The sequence below is a fragment of the Hymenobacter humi genome, assembly GCF_042665855.1.
Lineage (GTDB): Bacteria > Bacteroidota > Bacteroidia > Cytophagales > Hymenobacteraceae > Hymenobacter > Hymenobacter humi.
Genome location: NZ_JBHTEK010000001.1, coordinates 2,661,621 through 2,677,807, shown reverse-complemented (window position 1 = coordinate 2,677,807; position 16,187 = coordinate 2,661,621). Strand labels below are relative to the sequence as shown.

13 protein-coding genes, 3 tRNA genes and 5 pseudogenes are annotated in these 16,187 nt (G+C 62.5%); 10 read left to right on the top strand and 11 right to left on the bottom strand.

Annotated elements, in window-relative coordinates:
• Positions 1–64 precede the first annotated feature (64 nt).
• The 4 genes from ACFQT0_RS15085 to ACFQT0_RS15070 form a co-directional block, all read right to left on the bottom strand.
• Complete coding sequence (locus ACFQT0_RS15085) at positions 65–325, bottom strand: hypothetical protein (RefSeq protein ID WP_380203933.1); 261 nt, start codon at positions 323–325, stop codon at positions 65–67.
• Positions 322–561, bottom strand: coding sequence for a DUF4982 domain-containing protein (locus ACFQT0_RS15080; RefSeq protein ID WP_380203931.1), 240 nt, complete (start codon positions 559–561; stop codon positions 322–324). Before ACFQT0_RS15080 ends, ACFQT0_RS15085 begins: the two co-directional genes overlap by 4 nt.
• A 541-nt stretch (positions 562–1,102) precedes the next feature.
• Positions 1,103–2,176 (bottom strand): glycoside hydrolase family 2 TIM barrel-domain containing protein, encoded by a 1,074-nt coding sequence (locus ACFQT0_RS15075; protein ID WP_380206033.1) that lies wholly within the window; start codon positions 2,174–2,176, stop codon positions 1,103–1,105.
• Positions 2,119–2,472 (bottom strand): hypothetical protein, encoded by a 354-nt coding sequence (locus tag ACFQT0_RS15070; RefSeq protein ID WP_380203929.1) that lies wholly within the window; start codon positions 2,470–2,472, stop codon positions 2,119–2,121. The genes ACFQT0_RS15075 and ACFQT0_RS15070 overlap by 58 nt, the downstream gene beginning before the upstream one ends.
• Positions 2,473–3,009: 537 nt before the next feature.
• Between ACFQT0_RS15070 and ACFQT0_RS15065 the strand changes: the two genes are divergently transcribed.
• The 3 genes and pseudogenes from ACFQT0_RS15065 (at position 3,010) to ACFQT0_RS15055 (ending at position 4,986) form a co-directional block, all read left to right on the top strand.
• A complete protein-coding gene (locus ACFQT0_RS15065; protein ID WP_380203927.1) occupies positions 3,010–3,798 on the top strand; it encodes a TolB family protein in 789 nt (262 codons plus the stop codon).
• Positions 3,720–4,469: pseudogene (locus tag ACFQT0_RS15060) on the top strand (S9 family peptidase); the annotation flags it as partial. The gene ACFQT0_RS15065 and the pseudogene ACFQT0_RS15060, both read left to right, overlap by 79 nt.
• 16 nt (positions 4,470–4,485) lie before the next feature.
• A complete protein-coding gene (locus ACFQT0_RS15055; RefSeq protein ID WP_380206032.1) occupies positions 4,486–4,986 on the top strand; it encodes an alpha/beta hydrolase family protein in 501 nt (166 codons plus the stop codon).
• 79 nt (positions 4,987–5,065) lie between these two features.
• On the opposite strand, the gene ACFQT0_RS15050 is transcribed toward ACFQT0_RS15055, so the two are convergent.
• The 4 genes and pseudogenes from ACFQT0_RS15050 to ACFQT0_RS15030 form a co-directional block, all read right to left on the bottom strand.
• Positions 5,066–5,281: a hypothetical protein gene (locus ACFQT0_RS15050; RefSeq protein ID WP_380203925.1), complete on the bottom strand. Its 216-nt coding sequence runs from the start codon at positions 5,279–5,281 to the stop codon at positions 5,066–5,068.
• Positions 5,260–7,451 (bottom strand): annotated as a pseudogene (locus tag ACFQT0_RS15045) (zinc-dependent metalloprotease). Before ACFQT0_RS15045 ends, ACFQT0_RS15050 begins: the two are co-directional and overlap by 22 nt.
• Before the next feature lie 873 nt (positions 7,452–8,324).
• Positions 8,325–9,062: a pirin family protein gene (locus ACFQT0_RS31670; protein ID WP_449272067.1), complete on the bottom strand. Its 738-nt coding sequence runs from the start codon at positions 9,060–9,062 to the stop codon at positions 8,325–8,327.
• Between the two features lie 71 nt (positions 9,063–9,133).
• A pseudogene (locus tag ACFQT0_RS15030) lies at positions 9,134–9,666 on the bottom strand (YceI family protein).
• 315 nt (positions 9,667–9,981) lie between these two features.
• On the opposite strand from ACFQT0_RS15030, the pseudogene ACFQT0_RS15025 reads away from it, so the two are divergent.
• The 3 genes and pseudogenes from ACFQT0_RS15025 to ACFQT0_RS15015 all read left to right on the top strand — a co-directional run bounded on the left by ACFQT0_RS15025 (position 9,982) and on the right by ACFQT0_RS15015 (position 11,775).
• Positions 9,982–10,928, top strand: a pseudogene (locus tag ACFQT0_RS15025) (DUF5996 family protein).
• A gap of 533 nt (positions 10,929–11,461) precedes the next feature.
• On the top strand, positions 11,462–11,590 hold the full coding sequence (locus ACFQT0_RS15020) for a hypothetical protein (protein WP_380203923.1): 129 nt from the start codon (positions 11,462–11,464) through the stop codon (positions 11,588–11,590).
• A gap of 29 nt (positions 11,591–11,619) precedes the next feature.
• Complete coding sequence (locus tag ACFQT0_RS15015; RefSeq protein WP_380203921.1) at positions 11,620–11,775, top strand: hypothetical protein; 156 nt, start codon at positions 11,620–11,622, stop codon at positions 11,773–11,775.
• A 514-nt stretch (positions 11,776–12,289) separates the two neighbouring features.
• Here the strand turns inward: ACFQT0_RS15015 and ACFQT0_RS15010 are convergent.
• From ACFQT0_RS15010 to ACFQT0_RS15000, 3 genes are all read right to left on the bottom strand, one after another.
• Positions 12,290–12,363 (bottom strand) — tRNA-Arg (locus ACFQT0_RS15010).
• A gap of 20 nt (positions 12,364–12,383) precedes the next feature.
• A tRNA-Pro gene (locus ACFQT0_RS15005) sits at positions 12,384–12,457 on the bottom strand.
• A 78-nt stretch (positions 12,458–12,535) separates the two neighbouring features.
• Positions 12,536–12,621: transfer RNA gene (locus tag ACFQT0_RS15000), tRNA-Ser, on the bottom strand.
• Positions 12,622–12,810: 189 nt separating this feature from the next.
• Here ACFQT0_RS15000 and ACFQT0_RS14995 point away from each other — a divergent pair.
• From ACFQT0_RS14995 to ACFQT0_RS14980, 4 genes and pseudogenes are all read left to right on the top strand, one after another.
• Positions 12,811–13,767 carry a hypothetical protein gene (locus tag ACFQT0_RS14995; RefSeq protein WP_380203919.1) on the top strand — a complete coding sequence of 319 codons (957 nt, stop codon included), beginning with the start codon at positions 12,811–12,813 and terminating at the stop codon, positions 13,765–13,767.
• Positions 13,764–14,654 (top strand): hypothetical protein, encoded by an 891-nt coding sequence (locus tag ACFQT0_RS14990; protein ID WP_380203917.1) that lies wholly within the window; start codon positions 13,764–13,766, stop codon positions 14,652–14,654. The genes ACFQT0_RS14995 and ACFQT0_RS14990 overlap by 4 nt, the downstream gene beginning before the upstream one ends.
• Entirely contained in the window at positions 14,615–14,776 is a 162-nt protein-coding gene (locus tag ACFQT0_RS14985; RefSeq protein ID WP_380203915.1) for a hypothetical protein, read from the top strand. The genes ACFQT0_RS14990 and ACFQT0_RS14985 overlap by 40 nt, the downstream gene beginning before the upstream one ends.
• A gap of 140 nt (positions 14,777–14,916) precedes the next feature.
• A pseudogene (locus ACFQT0_RS14980) lies at positions 14,917–16,100 on the top strand (acetyl-CoA C-acyltransferase).
• Positions 16,101–16,187: the final 87 nt, after the last annotated feature.

Genomic DNA, 16,187 nt, shown 5'->3' with positions numbered 1-16,187 from the left:
GCCCGCCGGGGACGGATGTTCACTTACGCACTGCATTGCCGGACCCACAGGCAGGCGCGCAGATCTATTTCGACGCTATGGTGACTTCAGCAGGCGGCAGGCCCTGGGCAGTGGCGCGCAGCGTGAGCGGGCCGGCCTGGGGGCTCGACTTGATGATGACCAGGCAGCGGCCCTGCCAGGTTTTGCGCTCGGGGCGCTGGTAGCTTTCGGTGCTGATGGGGTTGGCGTTGCCTACGCCCACGATGGTGCCGGGGCCGGTGAGCGCAAACTGCAGCCCTACCTCCGCCTTGGGATTGCGGACGCCTTGTTTGTCCAGCAGGCTCAACGGTCACGTAGCTCAAGTCCTGGCCGTTGGCGGCGATGGTGGTGCGGTCGGCCGTTAGCTTTAGTTGCGTGGGGGCTGCGGCCGAGCGCACCGGCTACGCCCACCTTTTTGTTGCCCTTGTAGCCCACGGCCTGCAGCACCCCGGCCTGGTACGGCACCGACCAGCTGGCCCGGAACTTGGTCGTGCGACTGGTGGGGCGGCTGCCCAGGGAGCGGCCGTTGAGCAGCAGCTCCACCCGCTCGCACGAGGAATACACCTCGACCTGCAACGGCTTGTTTCCTGGCCCGGCCAGGTCCAGTCGGCCACGGCATCGTCCCACTCCCACTTGCTCCACTCCTGCTTGTCGGGGTTTTTCGGAAACGACGGCGTGGGCGGCTGCACGAACACCGACACCTGGTTTTCCTTCCACAGCGCATCGCGGTAGTACGACTGCGGCCGCTTCCAGCCGCAGATGTCCAGGTCGCCGCAGAAGGCCAGGTTCCAGGGGTAAAATCGCTGCTCCTGCCAGTACCCGAGCCAGCCGATGCTGGCCTCGCCGATGTAGTCCATGGCCGTCCACACAAAGTCGCCAATCACGTAGGGGTGGTCCACCACGTCCATCCAGCTGCCAAACGCTTCGAGCGGGTACGACTCAGCGCCGTACATCACCCGTTGGGCCACGCGGGCGTGGTCCTTGGCATAAATCGCAGCCTGGTGGTGGTCGCCACCAGCCGCGTAGTTGTAGCCGGCCACCTCGAGCGCGCCGAAAAACGGGTCTTTGTCGGGGTTCAGGCCGTTCACGGCGGCGGTGATGGGCCGGGTGGGGTCCAGCCCCGGATGTAGTCGCCCAGCATCTTGGCCGTTTTCACGCCTGCGGGCTTGCCGCGCTCGGGTATCTCGTTGCCTAGGCTCCACATGATTATGGAGGGGTGGTTGCGGTCGCGCCGCACCATGCTGGCCACGTCGTGCTGCCACCACTGGTCAAAATATAGATGGTAGTCGTAGGGGTTTTTGGGCTCGCGCCAGGAGTCGAAGGCCTCGTCGATGACCAGCATGCCCAGGCGGTCGCAGGCGGCGAGCAGCGCGGGCGCGGGTGGGTTGTGGGAGCAGCGCAGGGCATTGTAGCCGCTGGCTTTCAGCAGTTCCACTTTGCGCTCCTCGGCCCGGTCGTAGGACTTGGAGCCCAGCGGGCCGTGGTCGTGGTGAATGCAGCCGCCCTTGAGCTTCAGCGGCTGGCCGTTCAGGCGAAAGCCGTTTTGGGCATCGAATGAAATGGTGCGCACGCCGATGGGCGTTTCCACCTGGTCGACCACGCGCCCGCCCTGGCGCACTTCGGTCAGGGCCGAGTACAGATACGGCCGGTCCACGGACCATCGCTCGGGCGACTTGATGCTTAGGCGCTGGGCTACGTCTACCGTCGCGCCGGCGGCCAGCGCTTGGGCCGATTCTGTTTTGGCTACTTCCTGGCCCTTGGCGTTGCGAATGCGGGTAACGAGCATCACCTCGGCGGCTTGGGCACTGGCGTTGCGCAGCGTGGTGGCGGCGCGCACTTGGGCCGCGGCCGCCGTGACCTCGGGCGTGGTAAAGCTGGTGCCCCACTGGGCCACGTGCACCGGCGCCCGGGCCGTGAGCCACACGTGCCGGTAGATGCCCGAGCCGGAGTACCAGCGGCTGTTAATGCCCTCGTTTTGGACCTGCACTGCCAGTACGTTGGTGACCCCGGGCTTCACCAAGTCGGTCACGTCGTACCAGAAGCTGGTGTAGCCGTACGGGTGGCGGCCCAGGGACTGGCCGTTGACCCAGACCTCGGCGTTCATGTAGACGCCCTCAAACAACAGCTGCAGGCGTTGGCCGGCCGGGCCTGCGGGCAGCGCAAACGTCTTGCGGTACCACCCGGTGCCGCCCGTGGTAAAGCCGCCATTGGCCTGGCTGATGGCATCGGGGTTAAAGGCGAGACGGTGCTGGGCAGGTCTTCGATGCTCCAGTCGTGGGGCAGGTCCACCGGCCGCCAGGCCCCGTCGTCGAACCCAGGACGCTCAGCGCCCTGAGCTCCGCCGCGGTGAAAGCGCCAGTCGGCATCGAACAAAACCGGCGTGCCCGGCGCCGATTGGGCGTGCGCGGCAGTGAGCATAAACAGCAAGGCGAAAAGGCTAAAGATTGATTTCACAGGGCAGGAAAAGGTGTTGGCTGGCCGGTTGAGCTGGAATTTCCTGGCAATACTGAGAAAGGCTGCCATGCGCGGGCCACAACAAAGGTGTAATCGCCAGAAATTGAGCTGATTTCAGCCGGTTTCTGGCAGTTGTCGAACTCAAATATAGCCGGGCCTCGGATTCCCCGGTGCTCACTTTTTCTTGCTCTACTCGCATGCTTGTTTCTCATGATGCTTCAGCCGCTGCCGGATTCCAGAAAACAAAACCGGCTTCAGCCAGCATACATTCTTGCGCTATATGGTTGGAGTCCCGCAAAGCCCAAGCCGCCCGGTTGGACTGTCACACCCAGGCAAACTTCAAACCGAATAGGCTACGCCGATTATGAATAACGTTGCTCAACTGCCTCTCATTCTGTACCTTGTTTGGAAGTTGAATCATTTCAACTTTTACTTTTCATCTTTCCCCATGAATAAGCTCTTCCCTTGGCGTGCCGCGTTCCTGTGGCTGTTTCTATTGCCGCTGCCGGGCCTGCGAGCCCAAACCCGACCGTTCGAGTGGCAGACCTGGCCAAGCTCACCGGCCTCTCCGACCCGCAGTTTTCGCCCGATGGCAAAAGCATCGCCGTGGTCGTCTCGAAGCCCGACTATGCCGACAACCGCTTTTATACCAGCCTGATGCTCGTGTCGGTGGCCAACGGCTCGCAGCGCACCGTCGCGGAGCGGCGTAGCGGGCTGACCCAGCCCCGGTGGTCGCCCAGCGGCCGCGAGCTGGCCTTTCTGGCCAAAACCGGCACCGGCAAAGACTCCCTGCCCCAGCTCTACATCCAGACCATGCCCAGCGGGGAGCTGCGCCAGGTGACGCGGACCCGCAAGGGCGTGCAGCACTACGCCTGGCGGCCCGACGGCCAGGCCCTCGCCTACGTCACGGCCGATGCGCCCTCCAACGCCGCCGGCCCGCCCGACAAAGGCTACGACGCCTTCGAGGTGGGCAACAACGACTTGTTTCTGACCGCGGCCCCTACGCCCTCGCACATCTGGCTGGTGCCCGCGGCCGGCGGGCTCCCAAGCGCCTCACTTCCGGCGCCTGGAGCCTGCCTGTCACCATTCCGCCAGGGGCGCCCTCCTCGCCCCTGTCCTGGAGCCCCGATGGGAAGCTGCTGGCCTTCGTGCAAGTGCCCACGCCCCATTCCGGCAACAGCAACCAGCGCACCATTCAGCTGCTGGACGTGGCCACCGGCGCCATCCGCCCGCTCACGGGCCGCAAGATGCTGGAAGGCTACCCGTCCTTCTCGCCCGACGGCTCACAGCTGGCCTACTGGTACCCGCGCCAGGGCAATACCATGAACATCAACGAGGTATGGGTGGCGCCTGTGTCGGGCGGCGAAGGCAAGGACCTGACGCCCACGCTGGACCGCGACGTATTCCGGTCTATCTGGATGCCCGACGGCAAGTCCCTGCTGCTGGGCGGGCTCGACGGCAACCGCACGTCCCTGTGGCTGCAGCCAGCCAAGGGCGGCGCGGCCCGCAAACTGGCGCTGGGCACCATCAGCCCCAACTGGTCGTTTTGGGTCGACGTCACCGTGGGGCGCAAGGGCCAGCTGACCTTTATCGGCACCGACCCCGGCCAGCCGGCCGAGCTGTTTTACATGGCCTCCACGTCGGCCAAACCCAAGCGACTCACCGATTTCCACCGCGAGGTGAAAACGCTGCAGTTGGGCAAGGCCCAAACCCTCACCTGGCAGTCGGACGGCGTGACGAACGACGGCGAGCTGACGTATCCGGCCAACTACACCCCGGGCAAAAAATACCCCTTGGTGCTCGTCATTCACGGCGGGCCCACGGCTGCATCCACGGCTACTTTCTCGTCGCTGTCGCAGCTGTTTGCGGGGCGCGGCTACTTCGTATTCGAGCCCAACTACCGCGGCAGCGACAACCTGGGTAACGCCTACAAAGCCGCCATTTACAAGGATGCCGGCGCCGGCCCCGGCCGCGATGTGATGGCGGGCCTGGCTCAGGCTCAAGCGCAGCGGCATAGTCGACACCAGCCGCATCGGCGTAAGCGGCTGGTCCTACGGAGGGTACATGACCGTGTGGCTGCTGGGCCATTACCCCAACGCTTGGAAGGCGGCCGTAGCCGGCGCCTCCGTCACCGACTGGATGGACCAATACAACCTGGGCGACAGCAACATTCAGCGGGCGGCCGCCATCGGCCCCTCGCCCTGGCTCAGCGAGGAAAACACCCGCGCCTACCAGGAGCAGTCGCCCATTACGGCCGCCAATCGCATCCGTACGCCCACCCTCATTCTGGCCAATACCGGCGACCCGCGCGTACCAATCACGCAGTCGTACAAGCTGTACCACGCGCTGCAGGACAACGGCGTGACTACAAAGTTCATAGCCTGGCCCGTGGCGGCCCACAACGCCAGCGACCCCGTGCGGCAGCGCGAGCGCAACCGCTTCTGGCTGGACTGGATGGACACCTACCTGCAGCCCGAAGGGCGCCCGGCCCCCGCTCAATCGAAGACCAACTAAGTTGAGCTAAAACAGAGTCCCCGAAGGTGCTTCTTCTGCTGAGGAAGCACCTTCGGGGACTCTGTTTTAGCTCAATATGCTAGTCGATGAAATCCATGCTTGGCATGCCAATGGGAGCCCCGGGAGGCATTTCCACGGCGGGCGCGGGCGTGAACTTGTTGGGCTCCGCGCGGAACTGCTCGATTTGCGACAAGCCGAACAACACGTTGGCTTGCTGGGCGCCCTTGCTCCGTTTGGCCTGGGTGCGCATCCACTTTTCCAGGCCTTCTATGGCTACCAGGGACTGTCCGCGCACGCTGGCTGCCGCCCGGGGTTGGCCGCGAGCTGCAAGAGGTGCTGCAGAGTTAGGTTGTTGACTACGGTTTGCAGGGCGCCGGCATAGCCGGTTTCGGGCCGCGCGCGCCAGGTGTTGGCCAGTAATTGCTCGACCACGGGCTGAAAACCGGGCTGCTTGCTATCGCGGGCCTGGTATTCAATGAGGCGCGCGGCCCGCTGCGGGTTCAGGACAGCCGCAATGGTGGGGCCGGCGGCCGCTTCGGCCGCGGCCAGTGGGTCGAACGTGGGCCCGGTGTAGCGCCCGAAGGTTTCCAACGTAGCCGGGTAGCCCGAGGGCCGGGGCGGAATCTTGGCAATCAGCGCCTCGGGCAGCTGCAGCGCGGCCGGCGTGATGGTCGCGAGCAGGGCATTGAAGGCCTGCCACTGCACGGCGGGGTCCACCATCTGGGTGGGGGCCTGCCCGTCGTTTTTCACGGCGTGGGTGAAGTACTGCCCCCCAAGGACTTGGCCACGGCTTCTACCTGGTAGCGGTGCAGCAGGTACATGGGCACCAGCACTTCTTCCAGCGTGGCCATGGGCGACTCCGCGCGAATGGCTTTTTCGGAGAACTTGTCCAGCACTTGCCGCCGCACCTTCATCAGCGAGTTCAATTGGGCTACGGGGTCGGTGCCGTCTTCCCACTGGTTGGCGGCCGGGTGCGCGTAGCCGCCGATGTCGGGAATAAATCGGTGGCCCTGCTGCAGGGTTTCCTGCATGATGGCGTTGAGGGCGGCGTTTTCGTCGGTGTCTTTCGGGAATTGCTGGTAGCCCCAGGTCACGGCGCGCTTGTCCCAGCTGCCGATGCCCGTGGCGTAGGCCTGCGATATATCCAAGCTACCGTCGGGCTGCAGGCTGAACCTTGGGAACGGATAATCCATCACCGAAGCCCGCTCTTTGGTGCTGGCCGTGAAGTTGTGGTGCAGCCCCAGCGTGTGCCCAATTTCGTGGGCCGAGAGCTGCCGAATGCGCGCCAAAGCCAGCTGCTCCATCTGGTCGGGCACGGGCTTGCCGTCTTCGTAGGGCTGCAGCAGGCCTTCGGCAATGAGGTAGTCCTGCCGGTGCCGGTCAGCGCCCAACGACACCACGCCCTTGAGGATTTCGCCCGTGCGCGGGTCCACGTAATTGTACCCGTACGAATACGCCCGGGGCGAGCCTGAGCGGTTTATCCAGTTCACCATGTTGTACCGGATGTCCATGGGGTCGGCCCCCACCGGCAATTCTTTGATTTGGAAACCATCTTTAAAGCCGGCCGCCTCGAAGGCCTGGTTCCACCAGGCGCCGCCTTCCAGCAGCGCTTTTTTGATGCTGGCCGGCGCGCCCCGGTCCACGTAGTACACAATGGGCTTCACGGCTTCGCTGATGGCCGCCGTGGGGTCTTTCTTTTCGAGCCGGTGCCGCACGATGAACCGCTGCGCCAGGGGCTGGCTCATGGGCGCGGCAAAGTCCAGGTAGCTGAAGTCCTGGAAGCCGGAACGGGGGTCGAACTTGCGGGGGCGGAATCCCTTTTCCGGCAGCTCAATAAACGCCTGGTGCATCTGCACCGTCACGGCGCTGGGGTCCGGCGCCAGGGAGTTGTCGGCCCCACGGCCGGCTGCGCTCGTGAACGTGACCATGGCTTCGAACTCCGAGTTTTTGGGGAAGTTGCGGGTATTTTCCAGGAACACGGCCGAGCGCAACTCGTCTACTTTGTACACGATGGGCGGCCCGCTGCCCGGCCCGCCCATGAGGCTGGCGCCGGGGCCCTGGTAGCCGCGGCTGCCCAGTCCTTCGGCGATTTTCTGGCTGTCGCGCACCAGAAACGGGGTCAGGTCGAGCAGCACTTTGGTGCCCTGGGTGGCCACTGGCGCAAACCCCCAAATGACGGACTTGGCAAATGCGTTGTCCACCGCGCGCTGCTCGTCGGCGTTGTCGGTCACCGCCCGGTACTCGTAGTTAGGCTGCACGAGCAGCACCTTCCCGCCCACCTTGATAAACTTGACGATGTTGGCGCTGCTCTGGCCCCGCTCGATGCCTTTGCCTACGCTGCTGGCCAGCGAGCCGAAGTACAGAAACTCCTGGTCGAAGCGCTCGACTTCCAGCAGGATTTTACCGGTTTTCGGGTCGTAGTAAAACGGGAAGTAACCGTCGAATTTCTGCAGGCCCTTGGTCATCGAGGACAGCGCGCCGGCCGGCTTGGCTGCAGCCGCGGATTTGGTGGTTTTGGCGCCGGGCGCGGTTCGTTGAGCTACTGCGGCCGGAGCGCACAAGGTAAGCAGGCCAAGCAATACCGGAGCAAATGGCTTTTGTAAATGTTGTTTCATTTTTCGGAAGTGAGGGCGCGGTTTGCGTTGGGCAAGGTTACAATAAAAGGGCCCAATAATTTGCCTGAAGAGGCCACAACCCTGAAAATCCACCCCGCAGGGCCAGGAACCGCCGGCCTGAGCCACCGCTCCGTACCGCCCCTCCGGCAGCAAGCTTACTGTGGCTCAATATGCACGAGCACATCGTACACGGCCGGCTTTTGCTGTAGGATGACCTCCTTCACCTGGTGCGCGATGTCCGCGCGCGGTTGGTCAGGGGTTCAACCATGGACGCGATGGGCGTAGGCAACTGGCTACCAAGCGAAAAACCCAACCGTAGGGTGCGCCCGGCGCGGATATTATGAGGTGGACATAGCCGCTTCTGGCTTTGTACATGGCCCCGGATAAAATTGAGCCAGCTTCGGAATCGGGCGGAAACGGCAGAACAAAAACGGCGGCCCACAGGCCGCCGTTTTTCATTAGACTTGTTCCAAAAAACAAGAACGTCATGCTGAGCGGAGCCGAAGCATCTCGCGTGTGGCAGTAACCCAATCGTCTATCGTGTTGAGGCACGAAGCATCTTCTCACGGCTCAACGATTAGTTTGTCGGTGAGGAGATGCTTCGTGCCTCAGCATGACAGCGGACTAGGATTAGTTGCGCAGAGATGCTTAGCTACGCCTACCTCCGGTTTGACAAGCGGACGCCAGATGAAGCATGGCCGTTCTTTTCGCGCCAAGGCTGATTCAGCAACCAATCCATTCCATTAAAACTCCATCGGCACTTCCATCAGCAGGATTTCGGCGTTGCTGTCGGCCTGGATGGTTAGGGTGTCGGTTTCCCAGACACCCAGGCCGTCGCGGCGGTGCAAAGCCTCGCCGTTGATGGTCACATCGCCTTCCAGCACAAACGCATACACGCCGTTGCCGGGCTTCTTGAGCTGATAATCGGTGCGGAAGCCCTGGTCGAGCCTGGCCCAGGTGAAACCACGCGTCCTGATGAATCCAGACGCCATGGTCGTCGGGCGAGGGCGACACCACTTGCAGGAGCTTGTTGTGCCGGTCTTCGGGCCGGAAGCTCTGCTGGGCGTAGCGCGGGGCTACGTTTTCCTGGTTGGGGAACACCCAGATTTGCAGGAACTTCACTTCCTTGTCGCGGTTGTGGTTTTTCTCGCTGTGGGCCAGGCCCGTGCCGGCGCTCATGATTTGCACGTCGCCCTGCCGAATCACGGCCTGGCGGCCAGTCGTGTCCTGGTGCTCCAGGTCGCCGGAAAGCGGAATGGAGATGATTTCCATGTTGTCGTGCGGGTGCTTGCCGAAGCCCATGCCGCCGGCCACGGTATCGTCGTTGAGCACGCGCAAAGCGCCGAAGTGCATGCGCTCGGGGTTCTGGTACCCGGCAAAGCTGAACGTATGGTAGGAATTGAGCCAGCCGTGGTTGGCGTGCCCGCGCGTGGCGGCGCGGTGCAAAACGGATTGTGCCATCGAAAGAAACAGGAAGCGGTGTGAAAGAAGGGGCCGGCCCGTACGTGCCGGGCCGGCAGAATTGGGCCGAATTAGGCTTGCTTCACCAGCTGGATTTCGGCGAGGAGCTTGATGTCGTCGCTCACCACCACGGAGCCGGCTTCGGTGACGGCGCTCCACGTGAGGCCGAACTCCTTGCGGCTAATTTTGCCCTCGACGGTGAAGCCAGCCTTGGTCTGGCCGTAGGGGTCTACCACGATTCCGCCCAGCTCAACCTTCACAGTCAGGGCTTGGTCACGCCGCGAATGGTGAGGTCGCCGTGCAGGTTGGCGGTGTCGTCGCTGGTTTTTTCAAACTGACGGCCCACGAAGCGAAGCTGGCCGTGGGTTTCGGCGTCGAAGAAATCAGCCGACTTGAGGTGGGTGTCGCGCTGCTCGTTGTTGGTGCTGATGGAGTCCACATCGGCGGTAAAAACGATGGAAGACGCCTTGGTGAAGTCGTCGCCTTCGGTCACGACTTCCACGTCGAACGTCTTGAAATGGCCGGTGACGGTGGTAATCATCAAGTGCTTCACTTTGAACTGCACTTCGCTGTGGGTGGGGTCTACTTTCCAGGTGGTTGCCATGATAAGAAGGGGTTATGGGTTGAAATTGAAAACGAATTGCGAAACCAAATTGAGCTGCCTATGTGGAAGCCCAATACGTATCGGCATTACAAATGTACATACATTCAATGTACATACATAGTTCATGGCAATTAATTTTCGTTTCAGCTGGTGAGTCAGGACTTCATCGTCCCGACGCAATGGCCTGCTAAGCCAGCGAGTTCATAGTCGGATTGTTATCTTACCCTCCTACTTCCTTATTCGCGGCCACTGGTCCGCTGAACCGGATGCTTCACTCCGAGCCGCACATCGGCCCGAGCCTCAATCTGCCCCGCCATGCCCCCATCAGCTCCTGCTCTCCAATGGCCCGCGCTCCCGGCCGATTCCTGGACCGCCACGCGGCAGACGCTGCACCTGTGGACCCAGATGGTGGGCAAAACCAGGCTGGCGCTCAGTCCCATGATTAACCATTGGTGGCAGGTGCCGCTGTACGTGACGCCCCGCGGCCTGTCCACTGGCCCCATGCCCTACCCTGAGGGCTCCTGCGAGGTCGTGTTTGACTTTCACCAGCACCGGCTCCTGCTGCACACCAGCGCCGGGCGCACCCTCGAAATGGAGCTGGCGCCCCGCTCCGTAGCCGACTTTTACCAGCAGTACCGTGCGCTGCTGCGCGACGCCGGCATCGCCGTGAAGCTCTGGCCGGTGCCCGTGGAAGTGGAAGACACCACGCCCTTTCCCAAAGACCAGCGCCACCGTGCCTACGACCGCGCCGCCGTGGAGCGGTTCTGGCAAGTGCTGGTGCAAGTAGATGGGGTGCTGAGCGAGTTTCGGAGCCGGTTTATGGGCAAGTGCAGCCCGGTGCATTTCTTCTGGGGCAGCTTCGACTTGGCGGTGACGCGCTTTTCGGGCCGGCCCGCTCCCCGCACCCCGGCGGCCTGCCCAACCTTGCCGATTGGGTCACCCGCGAATCCTACTCGGCCGAGCAGAGCGCCGCGGGCTGGTGGCCCGGCGGCAACGGCCAGGAAGCGGCCTTCTACAGCTATGCCTACCCCGCCAACCCGGCCCTGGCCCAGGCCGCCATCCGGCCGGCCGAAGCATTTTACAGCTCCGAAATGGGCGAGTTTTTCCTGCCCTACGAAGCCGCCCGCCTGGCTGCCGACCCTCGTGCGACTGTGCTCGACTTCCTGCAAACCACCTACGAAGCCGCCGCCAACCTGGCCCACTGGGACCGCCCGGCCCTGGAGCGCGGCCATTCCCAGGGCGGCAAAAGTCCCGCCCGGTAACGACCACGCGGCCGCCCAGTTCTGGCGCAGCGCCCTTAGTTTCTGCACTCAAGCCCCGAGCTTCAACGCCGAGCTCTATATGGGTAAGTTCTAACTAGGCCAGTTTAACCCCTGGCCCGAGGTGTGCGTGGGCACTCCCCGTGAGGAAACCAGCCAGGACATCATCCGGCTGTAAGCAACGCCGGGCACTCCGGAAGCCGTGCGGCAGAAAATCTCTCAGCCCTTTTTCGCGGCCAAGCCCATAGGAGAGGCACAGGCCTGTCTTGTGGTTGAATTGTCGCTTCATCGAGCGGGGTCAACAAGGAATCCTTGTAACATCTAGCCCAAAACGGGTATAGCACAAAAGATAATGTATTGAAAAACAGAATGTAGCGCACGCCGCAAAGTGCTATTAATCAGCAATACTGGGTTCGCCTAGCGTCGTATTTGTGATATCAACTAAAACACACAGAAATTTAATAAATTTTCTGAGTATATGTCTGTTTTTTCACAGAAAGGTTGTATGTTTAGGCTCGTATTTAAACTCCTTGTCCATGGAAGTGCGCACGCGGATTGCAACTTATCTGGTCCGAATCGGCCGCGCCGACGGTTCGCGCCAGGAGGATTGGGATGTGGCGCAAGTGGCGTACCTCACGGCGCGGCACTTGCTAAAAAACATTTAACCAATCCCGATTTCCCCGAAGAACTGACCATGGCCATTCATGCCGCCAGTGAAGACTTGCGCCAGTGCGGTGCCTTGCTACACGACTGGTCGACCACCCAGGCCCAGGCCGAACGGGTCTTGCCGGTGGTGCTCCGGGTACTCCAACAGCTCAAGGAGCTGCGCGGCAGTGCTGACGTGAGATAAATCCCATTATCGAGAACCACTTCACTTTTTAAATTCTAACTCTTTTCACCTATCACCTCATGAGAAACGCTTTCGACCAAGCCTACGATGCTTATGTTGCCCGCAAACAAATGGAGCGCCAACTGCAGCTGCTTCAACTTCGGCAGGAATTGGCGGCCTCGGCCCGCGTCCGCGCGCTGCCCCACCTCGATTCGTTGAAACGTCACCTTAAGCCTTCCCGGAGCCAACAAACTCCACAGCAATAGTGGAGGACCTGAGCAAAGCCCCGAGCGTTGGGGTGATGCAACCCTAACTCTGCTCGTGCCAAGGGCCCCGTTTTTTGGGCCTGCCGTGAATTTTCCCTGACTTGCAAAAAGTGCCTTGAAACTAAAAAAGCCCTCCGCTAAACGCGGAGGGCTTTTTTAGTAGCCACAGTAGAGCCACAACGGTGCCAACATTTGGCCATTTGTTGGCACCATTGGCCACAAAAAAGCCTCTCAGTGGACCTGAGAAGCTTTTTTGCATCGAACGGAAGTGGCCCCGTTTGGATTCGAACCAAAGACCGACTACTTAGAAGGTAGTTGCTCTATCCAGCTGAGCTACGGGGTCGAAAACGGGGTAAACAAATGTCGGGGTGGCAGGATTCGAACCTACGACCTCCTGCTCCCAAAGCAGGCGCGATACCGGGCTACGCTACACCCCGAAAAAAATAATGTTGAGTTTAGAAAACTACCTACTGGGTGGAGCCCCAACGGGAAGCTTTCGCAACCCAACATTATAGTGGAGAGGGGGATTCGAACCCCCGGTAACCTTTAGAGCTACGGCAGTTTAGCAAACTACTGGTTTCAGCCACTCACCCACCTCTCCAGGCTGGTTTCGCTTCCGTTCGAAGCGGGTGCAAATATACGGGCGGAACTCAAAAGGCCACACTTTAGCTGAAAAATTTATCTTTGAGCCCCCTTGAAGCGGGACAACCGCCGGGCCGGTGGCTACTTTGTGCTTTGCTTTCTACTTGTACTCCAATTGCTAACCTGGGCGTATCCTAATTTCTTGCTCGTGGGGCTGGCCGCCGCTTTGGCCCTGCTCCTGCTGCTGGCGCACTTGCGGCGGAGCAGCCGCCTGGGCCGGGCCCTAGGCAGCCGGGCCCGGCACCGGGGCTGGAAGCTGGCGCTGCGGGTGCTGGCGGGCGCGGCGTTGCTGGCGGCGGCCTTGGGCCCGGCGCTGGGCGTAAGCCAGCAGCCAGTGCGCACCGCCGGCAAAGACGTGTGGCTGCTGGTGGACGTGTCGCGCTCCATGGATGCGCCCGATGTGGCCCCTACCCGACTGCTGCGGGCCCAGGCCGAGCTGCAGCAGGCTGGTGGCACAATTTCCGGCCGACCGGCTCGGGCTGGTGGTGTTCGGCGCCGACGCCGTGGTGCAATGCCCCTCACCTACGACCAGGAGGCCGTGCAGGTATTCATCAGCACGCTGCGAACCAGCCTGCTGCCCAGCGGCCCCACTACCCTGCGGGCCCCGTTGGAGCTGGTACTGAGCCGCCTGGCCCCGAGCCCAGTGGCCGCCCCCGCTGGCACCGCCCCGCTGCCCCGGGCTACGACACTGGTGGTGGTGAGCGATGGCGAGGACTTCGGGGAGAACCTGGAGCCGGTAATGCAGGCGTTGGGCCGCACCGGGGCACGGGTGTACACGGTGGGCGTGGGCACGAAGGAGGGCACTAAAATCCCGAAAGCCGGGGGCGGCTTTGTGAAAGATGCCCGGGGGCAGCTGGTGGAAAGCCGCCTGCAGGAAGGGCCGCTGCTGCAGCTATCGGCCCAAACCGGCGGGCAATACGTGGAATTAAATAACAAGCAAAACGGCTTCGGGCCGCTGCTGCGGTCGCTGCGCACCATGCAGGGCGCCGTGGAGCAGGTGCGCACCGTGCCCGTGGCCGATAATCGCTACCGCTATCCATTGGCGGCGGCCTTGCTGCTGCTGGCGCTCGATATTGCCCTTACCGTTACCATCATTCGCCCATGAAATACCTCGTGCTCCTGGTATTGGCACTCAGCCCGCCCACGTGGAAGCTGCTGACCTGGGTGCACGACCGCAATACGGCCGTAGTCGCGGGCACCGCTGCGTATAAGCGCGGCGATGCTGCCCGCGCCGCCACCGCTTTCGAAGCGGCCCTGACCGCCAAAGCGCGGCGCGCTCCCGACCCGCGCCTGGTGCTCAACCTGGCCCACGCCCAGACCCGGGCCGGGCTGCCGGGACAGGCCCAAGCGACCTATGCGCGCTTGCTAACCGGGACCACGGCCGAGCTGGGCAGTGTGGCCCGCCAGCAGCTCGCCGTACAGGCCGCGCAGCAAGGCGAAATAGCTCAGGCCCTCACCCTGCTGCGGCAAGCGTTGCTGCTCGACCCCAAAAACAGCGGCGCCCGCTTCGATTATGAGGTACTGAGCGACTACTTAACTCAACGTCCCAACATGCCCAAAATTCCAGAGCCCAAGCCGCAGCCCGGCACCTCCAAGCCCAAGCCTTCGCCCGAGTCAGAAAAAGACGGGCCGGAAAAGAACCAGCCGGCTGAAAAAGCGGGCACCGACCGCAAGGGGCAGGTGAACGACCAAAACGCTGCCCCGCCGGCTCCCAACACGCCGCCTGAGCAACGTCCCGACCCGGCCGGCCAGGCCGACAACCGCCAGCCCAATCGGGCGCCGGGCAAAGCAGCGACAGGTGGCAGAGCGCCGGGTACAGGCGCCCCACAGCCCGTGGCCAGCGGCGAAGCGCCCGGCACCCAGCGGGGCCTCGACCGCAGCGCTGCTTCCCCAACCCTGCCGCCAACGCCCGCGGCAGCCGCCCCGGCACCGATGCCGCCACGCCCGCCGACGTGCGCCTGCAAACCCAGCGCGAGCGGCTCGAAGCCATGAACCTAAGCCCGGCCCAAGCCCGGCAGCTGCTCGAAACGCTGCGGGCTCAAGAGCAGCAGTACCTGCAGCAGCTCACGCGGCCTGCCGCCCAGAAGCCTGACCCTAGCAAGCCGACGTGGTAATTGCAGCTTCGGAACAAGGCAGTTAGGCTGCCAACCAAACATTCCGAACGAACGTTAGGCTGGCTACCTTTCGGGGGTTCTAAATCCGTACTTTTGTGGCCTGATTGAACCTCCCACCCAACCCTTTTACCATACCTCGTATGCAAACCAAAGAAGTTGTCATTATCTCTGCCGTCCGCACGCCAATTGGCTCATTTGGCGGGGCCCTATCGTCGTTGTCGGCCACCGAGTGGGTGCCATTGCTTTGAAAGGCGCGCTGGAGAAAGCCGGCGTGGCGGGCTCGGAAGTGGAGCAGGTGATTATGGGCAACGTGATTTCGGCTAACCTCGGCCAGGCTCCGGCCCGCCAGGCCGCCAAGAAAGCCGGCCTGCCCGACACCGTGGAGTGCACCACCGTAAACAAAGTGTGCGCTTCGGGCTCGAAGGCCATCATGTATGCCGCCCAGGCCATCATGCTGGGGCAGGCCGATGTGATTCTGGCCGGCGGCATGGAAAGCATGAGCAACGTGCCCTACTACCTCGACAAAGCCCGCTTCGGCGCCAAGTACGGCCACGGGCAGATGATAGACGGCCTCGTGCGCGACGGCCTCTGGGACCCCTACCACGACTACGCCATGGGCAACGCGGCCGAGAACACGGCCAAGGAAATGGGCATCACCCGCGAGCAGCAGGATGCTTTCGCCATCGAGAGCTACACCCGCAGCGCCGCTGCCGCCAAAGCCGGCAAGAAGAAAGACGAAATCATCCCCGTCACTATCGAAAGCCGTGGCAAAACCACGGTAATTGAGGACGACGAGGAGTACCTGAAAGTTGACTTCTCGAAAGTACCCGGCCTGAAGCCGGCCTTCATCAAAGAAGGCGGCACCGTGACCGCGGCCAACGCCTCAACGCTGAACGACGGCGCTGCTGCCGTGCTGCTCATGAGCCGCGAGAAGGCCGATGCTTTGGGCCTCACGCCCATAGGCCGCATCCTGGGCTTCGCCGATGCCGAGCAGGCGCCGGAGTGGTTCACAACCTCGCCCGCCCTGGCCATTCCCAAGGCGTTGAAGAACGCCGGCAAAACGGCGGCCGATGTGGATTTCTACGAAATCAACGAGGCTTTCTCGGTGGTGAGCCTGGCCAACAACAAGCTGCTCAACCTGGAAGGCACCAAGGTGAACCCTTACGGCGGCGCCGTGAGCCTGGGCCACCCGCTGGGTGCTTCCGGCGCGCGCATCGTGACCACGCTGATGAACGTGCTCAAGAACGAAGGCGGCAAAATCGGCGTCACCGGCATCTGCAACGGTGGCGGCGGGGCCAGCGCCATTGTGGTGGAGCGGCTGTAAGCAGCCCAATTAGCCATTAGCTCAAGAAAGCCCCATCGATACTCGGTGGGGCTTTTTTGGCTCGAATTTTAGTTAACCCCTACCGTC

Coding starts and splice junctions, on each gene's coding strand:
- ACFQT0_RS31670 (WP_449272067.1), bottom strand. CDS start 9,062: ATGGCACAATCCGTTTTGCACCGCGCCGCCACGCGCGGGCACGCCAAC.
- ACFQT0_RS15020 (WP_380203923.1), top strand. CDS start 11,462: ATGGAAGTGCGCACGCGGATTGCAACTTATCTGGTCCGAATCGGCCGC.
- ACFQT0_RS15015 (WP_380203921.1), top strand. CDS start 11,620: ATGGCCATTCATGCCGCCAGTGAAGACTTGCGCCAGTGCGGTGCCTTG.
- ACFQT0_RS14990 (WP_380203917.1), top strand. CDS start 13,764: ATGAAATACCTCGTGCTCCTGGTATTGGCACTCAGCCCGCCCACGTGG.